The organism is Mesorhizobium sp. P2_D6 (assembly GCF_056404315.1).
Genome location: NZ_JBFUEG010000006.1, coordinates 65960 through 84455, shown reverse-complemented (window position 1 = coordinate 84455; position 18496 = coordinate 65960). Strand labels below are relative to the sequence as shown.

Here is an 18496-nt window from a genome sequence, read left to right as displayed (position 1 = left end):
AGAAAACCAGCTTGGTCAGCGCTGCCCTCATCGCCCTGCCGGGCGTTCGTCACTCGAAAAGCCAAGCAATTGGCTTTTCGTCCGCTTCGCGGACCGCTCCTCAACTCCCGTATAGTGACGGGGAGAAGAAGGCTGTCATTGGCGGTTTTCGCCAATCGCCGGCGCGTGTTAAGAGAAACTACTCCCTCGCGATAATCTCTTCGCCGTCGATGACCAGTCGCAGGCCGAGATCGCCGGCCCTGCGGCGGGCGAGGAAGCGCGGACGGCGCGTGGTCGAGACCCGGCCCTTGCGGCGATCCTTGGCCGGCAACGCCTTGATGGCGGCGCCGAGCGATTCTTCGAGTGTGCGGGCAATGCCGTCGGATTCGATCAGCAGCATCTGCAGCCGATAGGCATCGGCCCAGGCGCGCCAGTCGGCGGCGACGTCGTCGAGATCGTCGGCCACCAGCAGCGGCACCGACAGCATCGGGTCGTTGTGCAGGAGTTCCAGGGTTACCGTGACATTGCCTTCCGGATCCTCCATCGCGCGGGCGGCGACGCCGCGAAACGCATTGGCGGGCAGTGCGATGATCGCCGGCACGCCGCTCATCTCGAGCGTGCGGCGAATGACGGCGCCTCGTTGGTCGATGGTGAAGGTAACGTCGCCATAGTCGTCGCGCGTGGCATAACTCACCACTTGCGGCAGGCGGAATGGGTCAAGACGCATGTTGCGCCCGGCCCAGACGGGCTTCAGTACACTGTTCATCTACTGCCTTCCTGTGTTTCTCCTGAGAGCCCGTTTTCACGGATCCCACCGGGCCAGTTTTCCCGGCCTCGTTATGCGAAACAGTAGCGCCGGCTCCTTACCGCTGCGCTTAAGAAAGTCGGTTAAATTTTGCTGATCTCAGGGGATGGTTATCGGAATGAGACCAGCCACAAGATGCTGAAAGGATCAGATAACCTTACCGGGATTCATGATCCCGGCCGGGTCGAAGGCGGCCTTCACCCGGCGCATCAGATCGATCGCCATTGGCGGTGCGGTGGCGATCAGTTCGTCGCGCTTCAACTGGCCGATGCCGTGCTCGGCCGAGATCGAGCCGTGGAAGGAACGCACGACATCGTGCACGGCATGGTTCATGGCGTGATAGAGGCCGAGAAACGCCTCATCGTCACCACCCTCCGGCCGGGAGATGTTGTAGTGGAGATTGCCATCGCCCATGTGGCCGAAGCAGACGACGCGCGCCTGCGGGCTGACCGAGGCGACAGCGCCGGCAGCCTTGGCGATGAACGCCGGTATGGATGCCACCGGTACCGAAATGTCATGCTTGATCGAAGCGCCTTCGGGCTTTTGCGAATCCGGCAGCACCTCGCGAAAATTCCAGAAGGCGTCGCCCTGCGCCAGGCTTGCGGCGATCACCGCGTCGCCGACAATGCCTTGCTCGAGGCCTTGCGACAACACCTCCTCGATCAGCCCCCTGGCGTCCTCGGCCGAGCGGCCCGATGAGACCTGCATCAGCACGTACCAGGGCCAGTCCTGGGCCAGCGACCGGGTGACGCCCTGCGCGTGACGCAGCGTGAAATCATAAGGACGCTGGCCGATCAGTTCGAAGGCGGTCAGCGCGGCCCCTGCCCGGTCCATGGCCAGGCTGAACAATGAAAGCGCCGCCTCCGGCGACGACAGGCCGGCAAAAGCCACCTCGCGGCCTTTCGGCTTGGGAAACAGTTTCAGCACCGCCGCGGTGATGATGCCGAGCGTGCCTTCGGCGCCGACGAACAGGTTCTTCAGATCGTAGCCGGTGTTGTCCTTCTTCAATTTGCGCAGATCGTCGAACACCTCGCCGGTCGGCAGCACCACTTCAACGCCGAGGCAGAGTTCGCGCGCATTGCCATAGGCAAGCACCCCGGTGCCGCCGGCGTTGGAGGACAGATTGCCGCCGATCTGGCAAGAGCCCTGCGCGGCAAGCGACAGCGGAAACAGACGATCGGCGGCATCAGCCGCTTCCTGCAGCGTCTGCAGGATGACGCCGGCCTCGACGGTCACCGTGTTGGAGAAGACGTCGATCTCGCGGATGCGGTTCAGCCTCGACAGCGACAGCACGATCTCGCGGCCGGACGCGTCGGGCACCTGGGCGCCGACCAGCCCGGTGTTGCCGCTCTGCGGCACGACAGGCGTTCCCGTCTCGCTCGCCAGCCGCATGATCTGGCTGACCTCGTCGACGCTGCCGGGCCGCAGCACCAGCCCTGTCTTGCCGTGCCACAGGCCGCGACGCTCGGTGAGGTAGGGCGCGATACCGGCCTGGTCGCGGAGCGCATATTTGTCGCCGACGATTGCGGCGAAGCGGTCGATGAGGGCGGGATCGAGATCGAAGGGTGCGTCGTTCATGGGCAGAAACTATGGCGCTCAGCCGACCTTGTCACGTGGGGCAGCGGCACGAAACAGCCGATCGTTGATCGCCTCGCCCAGCCCATCGACCGGGATCGGCTCGACGGCGATCGTCGCCGTACCACTGCGGTCGAGCTCCTGCAGATGGGCGAAGAGATTGCTTGCGGCTTCGCGCAGGTCGCCTGATGCGGACAGGTTGCGCAAGGCGACGGCCGCTTGCCAGCCCTCGGCGCGGTCACCGCCAAAGGCCAGCAAGGCCTCGCCTTCGGCCACGCTTTGCGCATTGAGCCGCACCGACGCGCCCGGGGCATAATGCGACGCCAGCATGCCTGGCGCCTCGATGCCGGCCGTGGCGCCGCGCAGCAACTTGGTACCGACGGCCGCCTCGATGTCGGCCGCGGCAATGCCGCCCGGCCTCAGCAGCCGCACTGTATCGCCTTCGACTTTGACGATGGTCGATTCCAGCCCGACCGGAGTGGCGCCGCCATCGACGACAAGCTGGATTTTCGCACCGAGATCGGCCGCTACGGCTTGCGCCGTGGTGGCGCTGATCTTGCCCGAAGAGTTCGCGCTGGGCGCGGCCAGTGGCCGGCCGAGTCTTGCGATCAGCTCGCCGCCGAACCCCCTGGGCATGCGCAGCGCGATCGTATCCAGCCCGGCGGTGACCAGCGGATGGATGCCGTTGCCGGGCCGTAGCGGCAGCACCAGCGTCAGCGGTCCCGGCCAGAACGCCTCGGCCAGCCGCTTCGACAGCGGGTCGAAGGTCGCAATGCGCTCGGCCATCGCCAGATCGGCGACATGGGCGATCAGCGGGTTGAAGCGCGGCCGGCCCTTGGCTTCGAAGATGCGGGCGACGCCAACGCCATTGGTGGCATCGCCGGCCAGTCCGTAGACGGTCTCCGTCGGAATGGCGACGACGTCGCCGCCTTCAAGCAGCGCCAGCGCCCGTTCCATCGCTTCGCCGACGGGTAGTATCTCAGCCACTTGCATCACCTCACAGGCGCCGGACCTAATACGGCAGTGATCTTCGGGCAAGCCGGCGTTGGCGAATTATCAATGCCTAAAATGTTATGTTTCCCTGCAAGCCGGCATCAATCCACTGGGGGTAAGGCTACCAGCTTGTTGGGCAAGGGGATGGTTTCGATGTCGATGCGTGTGCTTGGAGCGCTTGGTTTCACCCTGGCGGCGATGACCGGTGGGGCACAAGCCTCGTCGATCGTCTTTCTCGGCGTCTCGAAATCCACGCCATCGGTCATCAAGGTCGGCACACCCGAACCGGTCAAGATCGCCTCGTCGCCATCGATCGTCGCGCTCGGCGATCCGCAACCCGACGTCACATATGAAAAGGTCGCGGCGATTCCCGAAAAGCCCAGGCATGGCCAGGCCCCGATGATCATTCGCGGCGGCATCGTCGGCGGCGCGTTCGCCGCACCGGCACCGGCCAAGGCAACCGCCACCGCTACCGCGGCACCCACAGCGGATACGAAGCCCGCGGCAGAGACCGCACCCGCCGGGACGGCGACGGCGTCGAACGGCAAGCCCGAGTCGCAGCCGGCGGCGCCACAGCCGGCGGCAACGCCGCAGCAGCCGATCCAGGGCGTCGGCAAAGCCGAGTAAGCCATTCGGCCGAAACAGTCGGCCAGTCCGCTTGACGCCGATCGACGCCCCGGCGCACGATCGGCTGTCGGCGGCGGCCCCAATTTCGCCAATCGGTTTTGGCACGAGCGCGCCGGGTTTCGAGTGAGCAAGGGGGTATCATGAACAAGGCGAAATTATCGACCGTGGCCGGCCTGTTGCTGGCGTCATTTCTGGGCGTCGGCAGCGCGCAGGCCGGTGACGACATGCTGGGGTCCTATGTCGCGCGTATTTCCGATCGCGACCACCATGCCAGCGACGGCTACGAGCTGAGCAGCGCGGCGCAGATGGTGCGGCAGGACCGCGCCAACTGGCACAAGTTCCACCGCCGCGACGCCGACGACCAGGGCGACGACTGGTTCGGGAGCAATGAAGACCGCGCGTATCTGGAGCGCATGCTGAAGCGCAGTGGTGCCATGAGTTCCTCGACACGGAACGCCATCGTCAACGGCGAGCCGCTGATCCAGGTCGATGTCTATTCAGACAGCGTGCACGTGAGCATTTTGGAGGACTGACAAAGTCAGTTTCAAAAGGACCGACAAGGTTGGCCTCGAGAACAAGAAGGGCGGCGTGTGAACGCCGCCCTTCTCGTTTGATGTCAGTCGCCTGAAAGCTCAGGCCGCTTCTTCCTTGTCGTCGCCGTCTTCGGACTCTTCCTTGTCGTCGTCCTCGTCGTCGGATTCCTCGGTCTCGTCAGCGCCGCCGGCTTCGGCCTTCACGCTGTCGTCATCTTCATCTTCGTCTTCGTCGTCTTCCTCGTCCTCATCGTCGTCCGAAGAGGCCGTGGTTTCCTCGCCTTCTTCATCGCCCGATTCGTCACTGTCTTCGTCATCGCCTTCCTCGTCATCCGACAGGTCGGCGGCCTCGACCGCCGTGGCGGCGGCACGGTCGAGACTATTGTCGGAAGCGGATTCAAGCGCCTCGGGAGTGCCCGAGGTTTCTTCTGTCACTTCGATGTCGTGAGCGGAATTCATGGAAGCCTCCGTGGGGTTGGGAACATGTCCTTTTTGCCACGGAGAGATCATCGCCATATGACTGTAAGCCGGCTCGAACGGCCGGCCGGGCAGAATTTTTTTGGCGTTTCGCTCGCCCTTTAGCCAGCTATTCTGGAGAAGTCCGCGACCTGGTCGGTTGCCGCGCGGATGCGGGCCAGCAACGCCAGGCGGTTGGCGCGCACGGCCTGGTCTTCATCATTCACGAGAACGCGTTCAAAGAATGAATCAACCGGTTCACGCAACACGCTAAGCGCCAGCATGGCGGCGGAAAAGTCTTCGTTTTGAATCGCTTCGCCGGCTTGCTTCTCAGCCTGATTCACCGCCGCAAACAGCGATTTCTCGGCGTCTTCACGAAACAGCGCCGGCTCAACAGTCTCGGCGATGGCCGTTTTCTTCTTCTCCTCGGCGGCCAGAATGTTGGCCGCGCGCTTGGTGCCGGCGAGCAGGTTCTTGCCGTCCTCGGTGTCGAGGAAGGAGCCCAGCGCTTCGACGCGGCGGACGATCTGCAAGAGGTCGTCCGACTGCGGCGTGATGACCGCGTCGATAAGATCGTGGCGGGCGCCCTGATCGCGCAGGTAGACTTTCAGGCGGTCGTGGAAGAAAGCGAGGAGATCGGTCGACTGGCCTGCACCGCTGTCCTTGAAATTGGCGGCAGCGCGATCGAAAATGGACGACAGGGCCAGACGGATGCCGTTCTCGACCAGCATCCTCACCACACCCAAAGCCGCTCTCCGTAGCGCATAAGGATCCTTCGACCCCGTCGGCTTTTCATCGATCGCCCAGAAGCCGACCAGCGTGTCGAGCTTGTCGGCCAGCGCGACCGCAATCGACACCGGATCGGTCGGCACGCGATCGGACGGACCTTGCGGCTTGTAGTGTTCCTCGATTGCTGCGGCGACGGACGGATGTTCGCCCTGCAGCAGCGCGTACTTGCGGCCCATGGCGCCTTGTAGTTCGGGGAACTCACCTACTGCTTCAGTTGTTAGATCTGCCTTGGCCAGCACGGAGGCACGCCCGGCGAGCGCGGTAATCTCCCCCCTCGAGGGGGAGATGTCGGCGAAGCCGACAGAGGGGGTCGTCTCGCGTGAAGCGCTGACTCCCTCTTTCTTCGAGAGGCCAGATAGCGTCGCGGCAGCCGAAGCGACCCCCTCTGGCCTGCCGGCCATCTCCCCCTCAAGGGGGGAGATCGACTGCGCCACTGTCGGCGCGATCTCTTGCGCCAGCCGCTTGATCCGCTCCACCCTCTCGCCTTGCGTACCGAGCTTGGCGTGGAAGGTGACATTGAGATGGTCGAGGCGGGCCATGCGCTGGTCGAGCGGCTTTTTCAGATCGAGCCCGAACTTCTTCGCCGATGCCTCGAGCTGCTCCAGATCCGGCAGGTCGCCCTGGTCGGTCTTCCAGAAATAGAGCGCGTCCGACAGGCGCGCGCGCACCACCTTGCCATTGCCATGCGCGATCTCCTTGCCGCCATCCTTCGCCTCGATGTTGGCGGTGAGAATGAAGCGGTTGGAGAGGTTTTCGCCATCGCCTTGCGGGTGGGTGACAAAGCATTTCTGGTTGGCGCGGATGGTCAGCCGGACAACTTCAGGCGGAATGGCGAGAAAGGCCTGCTCGAATTCGCCCATCAGGACCACCGGCCATTCGACAAGGCCCGACACTTCTTCCAGCAGCCCCTCGTCTTCGACCAGATCGAGCCCGTTGGCAAAGGCGAGGTTGCGCGCGTCCGCCAGGATGATCTCCTTGCGGCGGTCGCCATCGAGCACGACCTTGGCCGCTTCCAGCTTGGTCACGTAATCGTCGAAGCGGCGCACGGTGATTTCGCCGGGCGCCATGAAGCGATGGCCGTAGGTAACGTTGCCGGAACGGATGCCGTCGATCTCGAAATCGACCACCACCGGCTCCTCGGTCTCGGGGCCGAAAGTGCACAGGATCGTCTGCAGCGGCCGCACCCAGCGCAGCGAGCCGGGCTTGGCCGAAGCCGGCCCCCAGCGCATCGATGTCGGCCAGGGGAAGCTGCGGATGATGGCCGGCACCAGTTCGGCGATGATCGCTTCCGCCGCCCTGCCCGGCTTCGAAATATGGGCGACGTAGAAATCGCCCTTCTTCGGGTCGGAATGGACATGCGCTTCAGCAACCGAGGCAAGGCCTGCCTTACGCAAAAAGCCCTGCACTGCCTGTTCCGGCGCCGTCGTCGACGGCCCCTTGATCTCCTCGTGGATATCCTTCGAACGCGCGGTCAGACCCCTGATGTCGAGCGTGAGGCGCCGTGGCGTCCAGTATTCGCGCGCCGCGTCATAGGTCAGGCCCGCCTCGACCAAACCGTCGGTCAGCATCTTCCTGAGATCGCCCGCCGCTTTGCGCTGCATGCGGGCCGGTATTTCCTCGGAGCGAAGTTCTAAGAGCAAGTCAGGCATGGATGGAGCTCGCACGACAATGGTCGGCGGGGCATAGCAACTCGGCTGGCCGCTGTCACCCTCTACCCCATAATCGCCCAATCGGCGTAAGCACCGTCAAATTTCCAGAAATTCTCAGCACCCTGTCGGGACGTGCCGACCCCGCCCGTCCTTGGATCAAAGATTTCCATGAACCAAACGCAGCGCTGAAGCGACCAACGCTCAGGCAGGGACCTATTGGCTGAACGACCATGAAAACGGCATCGAGACTTCTTCAGATCATCGCGCTCAGCGCCTGTTTCACCGCGCAGGCCCATGGCGCCTTCTCGATGCCGGGCGTGCGACAGGCCATGCGGACGATCGATAGCGCAAGCGCTCAAGGCGCAAAGCCGAGCGCCGCCACCATCCAAATCGCAGGCTTGAGCTAGGCCGCCAGTCCGCCGGCTTGAGTCAGCAAAAACGCCTCGCCGCAGGCTTTCGCGAGATTGCGTACGCGCAGGATGTAACTCTGCCGCTCGGTCACGGAAATCACGCCGCGCGCATCGAGCAGGTTGAAGACATGGCTGGCCTTGATGCACTGGTCATAGGCCGGGAAGACCATGCGGTGCATCGGCAGATTGTCGTTCGAGGCCGGAGCGCCGGCCGCGAGCAGCGCCTTGCATTCGGCTTCGGCGTCCTCGAAATGCCTGAGCAGCATCGCGGTGTTGGCATATTCGAAATTGTGCCTGGAATATTCCTGTTCGGCCTGCAGGAAGACCTCGCCATAGGTGACTTTTTCAGCACCTTCGCGACCGTTGAAATTGAGGTCGTAGACATTGTCGACGCCCTGCACATACATGGCCAGCCGCTCCAGACCGTAGGTCAGTTCTCCGGCCACCGGCGCGCATTCGATGCCGCAGACCTGCTGGAAATAGGTGAATTGCGATACTTCCATGCCGTCGCACCAGCACTCCCAGCCAAGTCCCCAGGCGCCCAGCGTCGGGCTTGCCCAGTCGTCCTCGACGAAGCGGATGTCGTGCAGCAGCGGATCGACGCCGATCGCCTCGAGCGAGCCGAGATAGAGCTCCTGCAGATTCGGCGGGTTGGGCTTCAGGATCACCTGATACTGGTAATAATGCTGCAGCCGGTTGGGGTTTTCACCATAGCGTCCGTCCTTGGGCCGGCGCGAGGGTTGGACATAGGCGGCGTTCCAGCCGCGGGGTCCGAGCGCGCGCAGCGTGGTTGCCGGATGGAAGGTGCCGGCGCCGACCTCCATGTCGTAGGGCTGCAGGATGACGCAACCATAGGCGGCCCAGTAATTGTGCAGGGTCAGGATCAGCCCCTGGAACGAGCGGCTGGGATGCATATGGTCTGACGTCACGGCGGCCTCGCAAAGCGCGAAAAAGAAGACATTCCCTTAAAGCATGATCCCGAAAAGTGGAAACCGGTTTTCTCGGACAAAACGGGAAACGTTTTGTCCAGAGATCATGCTCTAAAAAGCAACTGGATCAGGTCGACGATTCAACCGAACGTCGGCCCGATCCAGTTGCCGGGCCGGCAAGCGTCAAGGCAGCGCCTTACGCCGCCTTGCCCGAGAGGTTGAACGCTTTGCTTCCGGCTGGCCCATTGCCGGACGGCGCCGGCGGCCTTCTGCTAAGCTCAGTTCCACCGACAAAGGTTCAGCCATGCAAGGCCAATCCATCGTGCGCCCCGTCACGCGGCAGGATTACGAACAATGGCTGCCGCTGTGGGACGGATACAACGCTTTTTACGGCCGCTCGGGAGAAACCGCCCTGCCCGGCGACATCACCGCAATGACCTGGTCGCGCTTCTTCGATGCCTATGAGCCAATGCATGCGCTGGTGGCCGAGAGCGAAGGCAAGCTTCTCGGCCTTGTGCACTATCTATACCACCGCACCACCACGGCGATTTCGCCGAACTGCTATCTGCAGGACCTTTTCACCACCGAAGCGTCGCGCGGCAAAGGCGTTGGCCGGGCGCTGATCGAAGGTGTGTACGAGCGGGCGCAAGCCGCAGGCTCGGGCCGCGTCTACTGGCTGACGCACGAGACCAATCACACGGCGATGAAGCTTTACGACAAGATCGGGGAGCTTTCGGGGTTTGTCGTCTATCGAAAAATGTTCTGAAAATAAAAACGGGGCCCAGCGAGCCCCGTTTAATCAGACGTATGACTTGCCTCACCCCTTCGGCGCGGGCGCCGGCGCGACCGGCTTGACCTTCGGGGTTTCCTGCGCGGTGTTGGATTCGATCGGCGGCAGCCCCTTCATCAGCTTCTGCTGCAAGGTGGCAAGCACATCGGGATCGGGCTTCAGGTCGCGCGCCTGGTTCCACTGGAAGGTGGCTTCGAGCTTGCGGCCGACGCGCCAGTAGGCATCGCCGAGATGATCGTTCAGCACCGGATCTTCCGGCTTCAGCGACACGGCGCGCTCCATTTCACGCACAGCGTCGTCGAACCGGCCCATGCGGAAATAGGCCCAGCCCAGCGAATCGACGATGTAGCCATCGCTCGGCCTGATATCGACGGCCTTCTGGATCATCGCCAGGCCTTCCTTGAGGTTCATGTTCATGTCGACCCAGGAATAGCCGAGATAGTTCAACACCTGCGGCTGGTCGGGGAACAGTTCCAGCGCCTTGCGGAAATTCGGTTCGGCCTTCGGCCATTCCTTCAGCCGCTCATAGGCGATGCCGCGCTGGTAGTAGATGTTCCAGTTGGCATTGGTCGGCGTCTTCAGCACCTCAACCGCCTTGTCGTAGAGGGTGGCGGCGGAGCGGAAATCCTCCTTCGAGGCATAGACCCCGCCCAGCGCCAGATAGGCGCGCATGTCGTCGGGGTGGGCGTCGACGAAGGCCTTCAGATGGGCGATCGCCTCATCGTGACGGTTGAGATCGGCAAGGTTGAGGCCGAGCTGCAGGTCGGAAAGCTCCTTCAGCGGCGAGGAGGCCGGAATGCGGCGGTAAAGCGCAATGGCGCCTTCGCCGTCCTTCAGCTGCTCCGCAACGGCGGCAAGCTGTACCAAAGCGGCGTCGCTGTCGGGCTTCAGCGCCAGCGCATATTGCAGATAAAGGCGCACGAACGGCTCGCCGCCGCCGCGATTGAGCGCGATGGCGAGGTCAAGCAGGATTTCGGAGGCGCCTTCCGACGGGCTGGAGACGAAGGGCTCGATCTTGTCGCCCTTGCTGATCCTGTCGCGAAGCGCCTGGATGTCCAGCTTGCCCGGCGCGAACGCCTCGGCCTTGTCGAGCACGTAGAGCGCCTTGTTCTTGTCGCCCTTGCGGGCCAGGAAAGACGCATAGGCCTGGGCGCTGCGCATCCATGTCTCGGGCGCGGCACCTCCGGCCGTGGTGTCGGTCAGGGTCGCGTCATAGAGCGCATCGGCCTTGTCCGACATGCCTGAGGCATCGGCGATCAGCGCGCGGTGGAAGGACTTGAACAGGCCGAACCAGTCAGGCCCCTGCAGTTTGTCGATGGAGGCCATCGCCTCGGTGGCATTGCCGGCGCCCTCTTGTGCCCAGCCGGACATGACGCCGGAAATCAACCGGTCGAGATCGGATTCGAGCGACAGCTTGAGCCAGTACTGCGCCTTGGTGAAATCCTTCTTGTGGAAGGAATCGACCGCCAGCGCCAGCCGCGAGAAGCGCTCGACATCGGGAACTTCCTTGAGCTTGTCGGCATAGACAAGCGATTCCTCGAAGCGCCCCTGCGCGATCAGCGACAGCATCAGGCTCTGCTGCAGCGAGGTGTCGCCGGGATTGAAAGCCAGCGCCTGCTTGTAATAGGCGATGGCATTGTCGAGGTCGTTGTCGCCTTCGGCGATGCGGGCGGCGAGATAGGCGCCCGAGAAGGATGTGATCTTGACCGGGTCGGTCGATTCCTTGGCGTAGGCGGGCAACGGAGAAATCGCCATCCCTGCCACAATTGCCAGCCCCGCGAGCCAGCGCGCACGTCCTTGCCGCATCGTATCCCTTTCAGCCAGACGCGACCCGCACACAGGCGGGACCGCCATAGACTCGATGTTTCCGGACAAAGCATGGCCTTTTTGGGGTCAGGCTTCAATCCGGGCCGAATTCACAATCGGGTCACCCGATTAACAAACCATGGCGACGCACACACTGTCGGTTCGGGATAATAGCAGATCGGGGTTGGGAGCTACAGCCTGACATCGCGATATCCGCCCGCCGCGACAGTGCTGCACAGGCCGGCCCACTCGCAACCCTGGCAGGCGTCACGCGTCACGCCGGTTGAAAAGGCCGCGCGCAGGCTGGCGAGCGTTGCCGCGTCGAGGCTGAAGCGGGCGCCGGGCTGGATCGGCCGGGCCAGCAGTTTGCCGACGTCGCGTGCCGCCAGCTCGTCCCGGCCGGCGGCGCTTTCCCCCGAACAGTGGGCTTCGGCGTCGCCGAGCATCGGCTGGCAGATGTCGTCTGGGCCGGAGACGATCAGAACATCCTCGCCCCGGCCAAGACGTTTCGCGATCGCGTCATAGTTGGCGATGAAAGCTGCGCTGTACCCTTTGCCGACATAGGTCAGCAGGCAAAGCAGATGATGGGAGCGCAGTCTGACGGTCATCGGTCCTTATGATGCCTTCCCAGCCGGTTCGGTCTTATTGCCGGAGAAGAGCTTGAGTGTCGCGGCGCCGAGCGCCGATTTCAGCAAGCCGCCGACCAGGAAGGGCAGGAAGCCGAAGGTGATGGCCTGTTCGAGGCCGATCATGACGGCGAGCCAGGCGGTGCCGAGAACCAGACAGGCGAGGTTGCCGAGGACCATGGCGGCGAAGGCGAGCAGCACGCGGCTGCCATTCCAGCCACGCTCGGCCAGCCAGCCGACAAGCGCCCCGACAAGCGGAAAGGCGAAGAGATAACCACCCGTCGGCCCAACGAAATGCTGGATACCGGCTGCGCCGCCGGCCAGAACCGGGAAGCCGACAGCGCCCTCGACGAGCCATGCGGCGATGGTGATGGCGCCGAGCCGCCAGCCATAGAGGGCGCCGATCAGCGTCACGGCGAAGGTCTGCATGGTTACCGGGACCGGCACCATCGGCACTTCGATGTAGGAGGACAGCGCCAGAAACAGCGTGCCGAGGACGACAGCTCCGACCTGCCAGCCAAGCGAGCGGGTCTGCAGGCGCAACGGGCTGAAGGAGGGCTTGGAGGGCGAAAAGGCGATGTCGGTCATGGCGGCTTTCCTGCTGGTTTGAAATTATAGATAGTTTTGTTGTTCGATCTATTATCGAATCCATATTTACGATGCGAAGGCAACCCCTCGCCCTGAAAAAGGTCGGGAGCCATCCGAAATAGCGATGATCGTAGGTCCGCGTCTCGCGTTCCTAGCCGACGATGGCGAAGGCTTCGCGCATCTTGCCGGAGGCGGTCTTGACCGGCTTCTGGCCGATCCACTGCACGTGCCGGCCAAGGGTGGCAGCGGCCGATTCGATATTGCCTTGCCTGAGTGCGCTGAGAATTGCGCGGTGATCCTGGTCGGTGCGGATTTCCCATTCCGAACGCCAGGCGGCGAACAGGAAGCGCGCGCTTGCCGCATGCAAATCGTCGATGGTGGCGATGAGCCGCGGCATGCCGCAGGGCGCCAGGATCAGCCGGTGGAACGTGCGGTTGGCCTCCTCCCAGGAGCGGACATCGCGGGATTTGTCGCCGGCCTTTGTGGCTTCTTCGGCAAGGTTGAGAATGGCCGCCGTCAGGTGCGGCGCGGCGTTGCGCAGCGCCAGAACTTCGAGCGCCGCCCGCATTTCGGCGACTTCCCTGACCTCGCCGAGATCGAAGGAGGCGACGCGCACGCCGCGCCTGGGCTCGCCGATCGCCAGCCCTTGCGCCTCCAGGCGCCGGAAGGCCTCGCGCACCGGGACATGGCTGGTCTGGAATTCCTCGGCGATGTGATCCTGCCGCAGCCGGGCCCCCGGCTCGATCGCGCCCGATATGATGCGGTCGGCGAGCACCTTGCTGATGCGCACGGCGATGGTGTCGTCTGCGGTCTTTGCCATGTTTTATAGATAGTTTGACCCTTGCCGCTTTGTCGAGCCGGCCGCTGTGCGATTTCGCGGCAAATCGCTCGGCGCGCCAGGCGCCGGTCAGTTCACCCGGCTGATGCAGAAGTCGATGACGTCGATCAGCGCCGATTTCTGCGGCGTCGCTTCAAGCGGCGCCAGCGCGTCGCGGGCGATCTCGCCGAAATGGCGGGCTCGCCCGATCGTGTCGGCAATCGCGCCATGGCGGGTCATCAGGCCGATCGCCTTTTCCAGCCCGGCATCGTCGGTGACATTGTCCTCGATGGCGCGCTTCCAGAAGCTACGTTCCGCCTTGGTGCCACGCCGGTAGGCGAGGATCACCGGCAGCGTCACCTTGCCCTCGCGGAAATCGTCGCCGACATTCTTGCCCAGATCCAGGCTGGAGCCGCCATAATCCAGCGCATCGTCGATAAGCTGGAAGGCAAGGCCGAGATTCATGCCGTAGGAGCGTAGTGCGGCGCGATCGTTGCGCGTCGCCAGCGCGATGACTGGGCCAACCTCGGCGGCGGCCGAGAACAGTGCGGCGGTCTTGGCTTTGATGACGGCGAAATGCTCGTCCTCGGTGGTGTCGAGGTTCTTGGCGGCGGCCAGCTGCATCACCTCGCCCTCGGCGATGATGGAGGCGGCGCTGGACAGGATGTCGAGCGCTTCGAGCGAGCCGACATCGACCATCATGCGGAAAGCCTGGCCGAGCAGGAAATCACCGACCAGCACGCTGGCCTGGTTGCCCCAGATCATGCGGGCGGTCTTCTTGCCGCGGCGCATGCCGCTCTCGTCGACGACATCGTCATGGAGCAGCGTGGCGGTGTGCATGAACTCGACCGAGGTGGCGAGCTTGACGTGGCCCTCGCCGGAATAGCCGAACATCTGGGCGGCGGCGAGCGTGAGCATGGGGCGCAGCCTTTTGCCACCCGACGAGATCAGATGGTTGGCGACCTCCGGAATCATCTCGACGTCGGAGCCGGCCTTGGACAGGATCAATTCGTTGACGCGGCCCATATCGGCTGATGTCAGCTCGATGATATCCTTGATGGAAGCGGGTTCCCGCTTCCCGTTTTCGATGTTGAGAACGACACCCACCAACAAACACTCCCGTCTTGATCACGTGTGCGACGGCACCCTGGTCCCACCCCGGACTCTAGGGCGGCACATACCGGCACGGCAAGAGGCGAATTGGCGCGGCTGCGGTGACGACGTGTCAACATTCGAGATAGAGCATGGCGTTGCCCGAAAACCGCTTCACACTTTTCGGCACCATGCTCCAGCGTTTACATCAACGATGCAACCTGCGAACTTCGTCCGATGATAGAACTCGTCCGCACTAACGATGCCGTGATCATCTCCTTTGTCGAATCGCTGATGCGCGATGCCGGGATTGCCTGCTTCGTCGCCGATCAGAATATGAGCATACTCGAAGGGTCGATCGGTCTTTTGCAGAAGCGCGTCATGGTCGACGCCGACCAGGCCGATCAGGCGCGGCGGATCCTGAAAGACGCCGGCATCGAGAACGAAATCCGCCAGAAATAATGGCTGAAGCGAGCGCCCTCGCCGGTGACACGCCGGCACACACGGTCGATGCCTTCCATCGCGGGCGCTTCTGGCTGGTGCAGCCCACGACCGGCCATCGCGCCGGCATGGATGCCATGATGCTGGCGGCGGCGGTGCCGTCCGCCTTTGCGGGGCGGTTGGCCGATTTCGGCGCCGGCGCGGGTGCGGCGGGCCTGGCCGTGCTGTCTCGCTGCCCAGCGGCTGAGGTCGTGCTTGTCGAACGCTCGACCGAGATGGCGGGATTCGCCGCGACGACACTCGCCCATCCCGGCAATGCGCATCTCGGCAACCGCGCCTCGGTGCTGACAGCCGATGTCACGCTGTCGGGCCGGGCGCGAACGCAGGCCGGCCTTGCCGACAATTCCTTCGATTTCGTCATCATGAACCCGCCCTTCAACGCCTCCGAGGACCGCGCCACACCTGACCCGCTGCGCAGGCAGGCGCATGTCATGGAAGACGGCCTGTTCGAAAGCTGGATCAGAAGTGCGGCCGCGGTCGCCAAGCCGCGCGGTGGCCTGGCCGTCATCGCGCGGCCTGAACAGCTTGGCGATCTCCTCGAGGCGCTGGCGGGCCGCTTCGGCGACGCCGAGATGCTGGCCGTCCACCCACGCCCGGAAGCAGCAGCAATCCGCATTGTCGTGCGGGCAGCACTCGGCGCGCGTGGAAAATTGTCGATCCGCCCGCCTTTGATGCTGCATGCCAAGACGGGCGACGGCCCGTCGGAACGGACCGAGATGATCAACAACGGACTGGCATCGCTGTTCAGCGATTGATTTGGGGCTGAGCATTCCGTTGCCGCAAAGCGGCAGCGCGACATGCATTCGCCCCAAAACCGCGGCATTGCCGTTGGCCAGCAAATCCCTACATGCCCAGAGCAAGATCCGCGCCGCCCGAGGAATTTCTTCCAAAACTGATCTATCTTGCTCTTTTGCCACTGGAGACAGCCACCTCGTGAAACGCCTTTTCAACCGCCTGCTGCCGAAATCCTGGCGCTCCAGCGTCGTCACCATTCCCGTCATCAGGCTGCACGGCACCATCATGCCCGGCGGCGGCCAGTTCCGGCCGAGCCTGTCGCTCGCCTCCACGGCCGCCCTTATCGAAAAGGCGTTCCTGTTCGACGCGCCCGCGGTCGCCATCTCGATCAATTCGCCCGGCGGCTCGCCGGTGCAGTCGCGGCTGATCTTCAAGCGCATCCGTGATCTCGCGGTTGAGAAGAACAAGAAGGTGCTGGTCTTCGTCGAGGATGTGGCGGCCTCGGGCGGCTATATGATCGCGGTCGCCGGCGACGAGATCTTTGCCGATCCGTCCTCCATCGTCGGTTCGATCGGTGTCGTTTCGGCGTCGTTCGGTTTTCCCGAGCTGATGAAGAAGATCGGCGTCGAGCGCCGTGTCCACACCGCCGGCCAGAACAAGGCAGTGCTCGATCCGTTCAAGCCGGAGAAGAAGGAAGATGTCGAGCGCCTGAAGGCGCTGCAGCTCGAAGTGCACGAGACCTTCATCGACCTGGTCAAGGAGCGCCGCGGCTCCAAGCTGAAGGACGATCCGGACCTGTTCACCGGCCTGTTCTGGACCGGCAAGAAGGGGCTGGAGCTTGGCCTTGTCGATGCGTTGAACGATATGCGAACCGTGCTCAAGACCCGTTTCGGGGCGAAAACCCAGCTTCGGCTGATCACGGCCCCGCGCGGCCTGTTCGGCCGCATCGGCCTGTTCGGCTCGAACTTTTCGGCGCCCGATATTGCTGCCGCTGCGGCCAGCGGCATGATCGATGCGGCGGAAGAGCGCGCATTGTGGGCTCGCTTCGGGCTTTGAAAAAGCAGGGAAAGCGTCTAGCATGAAGGCTTGACAGTCTGCCTTGCCGCCTTGCGAGGGAGGAGTTTTGAGATGCCGCAGATCATTTTCTTCGCGATTGTCGGCGCCGCCGCCTATTTCGGCTACCGCACCTTCATCCGCGAGGCCGAGCGCGTGACCGCCAAGGTCCGGCGCACCGAAAAGCAGGCGGCCAACGGCGCCAACGGCACGCTGGTCAAGGATCCCAAGACCGGCGAATACCGCCTGGCCAAGGACTGAGCATCATCCCGTCAACAGCCGACACTGTGGATGCCGCAGCCAGGACATGGCTGGCACCCGCCAAGATAAATCTGGCGCTGCATGTCACCGGCAGGCGTGCCGACGGCTATCATCTGCTTGAGAGCCTGGTCGTTTTCACCCGCTTCGGCGACAGGGTCGAGATCGAACCTGCCGACAGCGATCGGTTCTCCGCAGCGGGCCGCTACGCGACTTCCGTGCCGATAGACGACAGCAATCTGGTGGTGAGGGCGCGCGAGGCGCTGCGCAGCCGGGCAGGCCAGCAGAGCACGCCGCCGGTTGCCATCCGGCTGGAAAAGAACCTGCCGGTCGCCTCCGGCGTCGGCGGCGGTTCGAGTGACGCCGCGGCGGTGCTGCGCGGTCTCGTCCGGACCTGGGAACTCGACATCGGCGAGGCCGAACTGGTGCGGATTGGTCTCACGCTCGGCGCTGATGTGCCGATGTGTCTTTCCGCAAAACCGCTTGTCGCGCGCGGTGTCGGCGACGAGCTGTCACTGGTGCCGGATTTTCCCGCACTCGCCTTGGTGCTGGTCAATCCCGGCGTCGCCGTTTCCACGCCCGACGTGTTCAACGCACTTGGGAAGCGGGACAATGAAGGGCTGCCTCCGCTGCCGCGCGGCTTCGACTTCCACAGCATGCGCAACTGGCTGGAGATCACCCGCAACGATCTCGAGGCCCCGGCGCAGGCGATACAGCCGCCCATCGGCAGGGCGCTTTCCCTGTTGAACCGGGCCGGGGCGGGATTCTCGCGCATGTCGGGATCCGGCGCGACATGCTTCGGCCTGTTCGAGACCGGCAATGTCGCCAAGCGCGCCGCGGCCGAAATCCGCAGCCGCGAACCGGACTGGTTTGTCGCAGCGACGCGCAGCATCGCATCGGAGGGGGCCGATGGCCAAAATTGACGAGAGCCGCCCGTTCATCCCGGTGCGCATCGCGGTGCTGACGGTTTCCGATACACGCAGCCTCGCCGACGACAAATCCGGCCAGACTCTGGCCGACCGCATCGCCGAGGCCGGCCATGTGCTGGCAGCCCGCGATATCGTCACCGACGATCGTGAAAAGATCCGCGGTACGGTCCTGGCATGGTCCCGGGACAAGGAGATCGATGTCGTCATCACCACCGGCGGCACCGGCTTCACCGGCCGCGACGTGACGCCGGAGGCGCTGGAGCCGATCTTCGAAAAGCGCATGGACGGCTTTTCCGAAGTGTTTCATCGCATTTCCTACGACAAGATCGGCACCTCCACCGTCCAGAGCCGGGCGACCGGCGGCGTCGTCAACGCCACCTTCGTCTTCGTGCTGCCGGGCTCGCCCGGCGCCTGCAAGGACGCCTGGGATGGCATCTTGAAGCCGCAGCTCGACTACCGCCACATGCCCTGCAACTTCGTCGAGATCATGCCGCGCCTGGACGAGCATTTGCGCCGCGGCAAGGCCGGCTCGTAAAGCAAGGCGGATAGCCGTTCA

At 63.7% G+C, this 18496-nt stretch carries 20 protein-coding genes; 9 read left to right on the top strand and 11 right to left on the bottom strand.

Going from position 1 to position 18496, the window contains the following annotated elements:
* Positions 1–178 precede the first annotated feature (178 nt).
* The 3 genes from AC1D1L_RS14740 to AC1D1L_RS14730 form a co-directional block, all read right to left on the bottom strand.
* The gene (locus AC1D1L_RS14740; protein WP_142870122.1) at positions 179–745 is read right to left on the bottom strand and encodes a DUF6101 family protein; all 567 of its coding nucleotides are present in this window, start codon (positions 743–745) and stop codon (positions 179–181) included.
* A 186-nt stretch (positions 746–931) separates the two neighbouring features.
* Positions 932–2362, bottom strand: coding sequence for an FAD-binding oxidoreductase (locus tag AC1D1L_RS14735; RefSeq protein ID WP_477342321.1), 1431 nt, complete (start codon positions 2360–2362; stop codon positions 932–934).
* Positions 2363–2380: 18 nt separating this feature from the next.
* On the bottom strand, positions 2381–3346 hold the full coding sequence (locus tag AC1D1L_RS14730; protein ID WP_477342319.1) for an L-threonylcarbamoyladenylate synthase: 966 nt from the start codon (positions 3344–3346) through the stop codon (positions 2381–2383).
* Between the two features lie 159 nt (positions 3347–3505).
* Between AC1D1L_RS14730 and AC1D1L_RS14725 the strand changes: the two genes are divergently transcribed.
* Together AC1D1L_RS14725 and AC1D1L_RS14720 are read left to right on the top strand one after the other, a co-directional pair.
* Positions 3506–3979, top strand: a complete 474-nt coding sequence (locus AC1D1L_RS14725) for a hypothetical protein (protein WP_477342317.1) — start codon at positions 3506–3508, stop codon at positions 3977–3979.
* Between the two features lie 140 nt (positions 3980–4119).
* Entirely contained in the window at positions 4120–4512 is a 393-nt protein-coding gene (locus AC1D1L_RS14720) for a hypothetical protein (protein ID WP_477342315.1), read from the top strand.
* A 99-nt stretch (positions 4513–4611) separates the two neighbouring features.
* Here the strand turns inward: AC1D1L_RS14720 and AC1D1L_RS14715 are convergent, their stop codons facing one another.
* The 3 genes from AC1D1L_RS14715 to AC1D1L_RS14705 form a co-directional block, all read right to left on the bottom strand.
* Positions 4612–5028, bottom strand: a complete 417-nt coding sequence (locus AC1D1L_RS14715; RefSeq protein WP_477342314.1) for a hypothetical protein — start codon at positions 5026–5028, stop codon at positions 4612–4614.
* A gap of 62 nt (positions 5029–5090) precedes the next feature.
* Complete coding sequence (glyS, locus tag AC1D1L_RS14710) at positions 5091–7406, bottom strand: glycine--tRNA ligase subunit beta (protein WP_477342312.1); 2316 nt, start codon at positions 7404–7406, stop codon at positions 5091–5093.
* Positions 7407–7809: 403 nt separating this feature from the next.
* The gene (locus AC1D1L_RS14705) at positions 7810–8730 is read right to left on the bottom strand and encodes a glycine--tRNA ligase subunit alpha (RefSeq protein WP_192256837.1); all 921 of its coding nucleotides are present in this window, start codon (positions 8728–8730) and stop codon (positions 7810–7812) included.
* 319 nt (positions 8731–9049) lie between these two features.
* Here AC1D1L_RS14705 and AC1D1L_RS14700 point away from each other — a divergent pair, with 319 nt between their 5' ends.
* A complete protein-coding gene (locus AC1D1L_RS14700) occupies positions 9050–9511 on the top strand; it encodes a GNAT family N-acetyltransferase (RefSeq protein WP_203279072.1) in 462 nt (153 codons plus the stop codon).
* 51 nt (positions 9512–9562) lie between these two features.
* Here AC1D1L_RS14700 and AC1D1L_RS14695 read toward each other — a convergent pair whose 3' ends face one another.
* The 5 genes from AC1D1L_RS14695 to AC1D1L_RS14675 all read right to left on the bottom strand — a co-directional run bounded on the left by AC1D1L_RS14695 (position 9563) and on the right by AC1D1L_RS14675 (position 14479).
* Complete coding sequence (locus tag AC1D1L_RS14695) at positions 9563–11341, bottom strand: tetratricopeptide repeat protein (protein WP_477342310.1); 1779 nt, start codon at positions 11339–11341, stop codon at positions 9563–9565.
* 191 nt (positions 11342–11532) lie between these two features.
* Positions 11533–11949 carry a DUF1284 domain-containing protein gene (locus tag AC1D1L_RS14690; protein ID WP_477342308.1) on the bottom strand — a complete coding sequence of 139 codons (417 nt, stop codon included), beginning with the start codon at positions 11947–11949 and terminating at the stop codon, positions 11533–11535.
* A gap of 6 nt (positions 11950–11955) precedes the next feature.
* Positions 11956–12555, bottom strand: a complete 600-nt coding sequence (locus AC1D1L_RS14685) for a biotin transporter BioY (RefSeq protein WP_477342306.1) — start codon at positions 12553–12555, stop codon at positions 11956–11958.
* 151 nt (positions 12556–12706) lie between these two features.
* On the bottom strand, positions 12707–13375 hold the full coding sequence (locus tag AC1D1L_RS14680; protein WP_352584527.1) for a GntR family transcriptional regulator: 669 nt from the start codon (positions 13373–13375) through the stop codon (positions 12707–12709).
* A gap of 87 nt (positions 13376–13462) precedes the next feature.
* Positions 13463–14479: a polyprenyl synthetase family protein gene (locus AC1D1L_RS14675; protein ID WP_477342561.1), complete on the bottom strand. Its 1017-nt coding sequence runs from the start codon at positions 14477–14479 to the stop codon at positions 13463–13465.
* 222 nt (positions 14480–14701) lie between these two features.
* Here AC1D1L_RS14675 and AC1D1L_RS14670 point away from each other — a divergent pair, with 222 nt between their 5' ends.
* From AC1D1L_RS14670 to moaB, 6 genes are all read left to right on the top strand, one after another.
* The gene (locus tag AC1D1L_RS14670; protein ID WP_112567065.1) at positions 14702–14926 is read left to right on the top strand and encodes a putative signal transducing protein; all 225 of its coding nucleotides are present in this window, start codon (positions 14702–14704) and stop codon (positions 14924–14926) included.
* Positions 14926–15720, top strand: a complete 795-nt coding sequence (locus tag AC1D1L_RS14665; protein WP_477342304.1) for a tRNA1(Val) (adenine(37)-N6)-methyltransferase — start codon at positions 14926–14928, stop codon at positions 15718–15720. The genes AC1D1L_RS14670 and AC1D1L_RS14665 overlap by 1 nt, the downstream gene beginning before the upstream one ends.
* 178 nt (positions 15721–15898) lie before the next feature.
* The gene (locus AC1D1L_RS14660) at positions 15899–16756 is read left to right on the top strand and encodes a S49 family peptidase (RefSeq protein WP_477342302.1); all 858 of its coding nucleotides are present in this window, start codon (positions 15899–15901) and stop codon (positions 16754–16756) included.
* A 72-nt stretch (positions 16757–16828) separates the two neighbouring features.
* Complete coding sequence (locus AC1D1L_RS14655; RefSeq protein WP_112567004.1) at positions 16829–17014, top strand: hypothetical protein; 186 nt, start codon at positions 16829–16831, stop codon at positions 17012–17014.
* A 26-nt stretch (positions 17015–17040) separates the two neighbouring features.
* The gene (locus AC1D1L_RS14650) at positions 17041–17934 is read left to right on the top strand and encodes a 4-(cytidine 5'-diphospho)-2-C-methyl-D-erythritol kinase (protein ID WP_477342299.1); all 894 of its coding nucleotides are present in this window, start codon (positions 17041–17043) and stop codon (positions 17932–17934) included.
* A complete protein-coding gene (gene moaB / locus AC1D1L_RS14645) occupies positions 17921–18475 on the top strand; it encodes a molybdenum cofactor biosynthesis protein B (RefSeq protein WP_477342297.1) in 555 nt (184 codons plus the stop codon). The genes AC1D1L_RS14650 and moaB overlap by 14 nt, the downstream gene beginning before the upstream one ends.
* Positions 18476–18496: the final 21 nt, after the last annotated feature.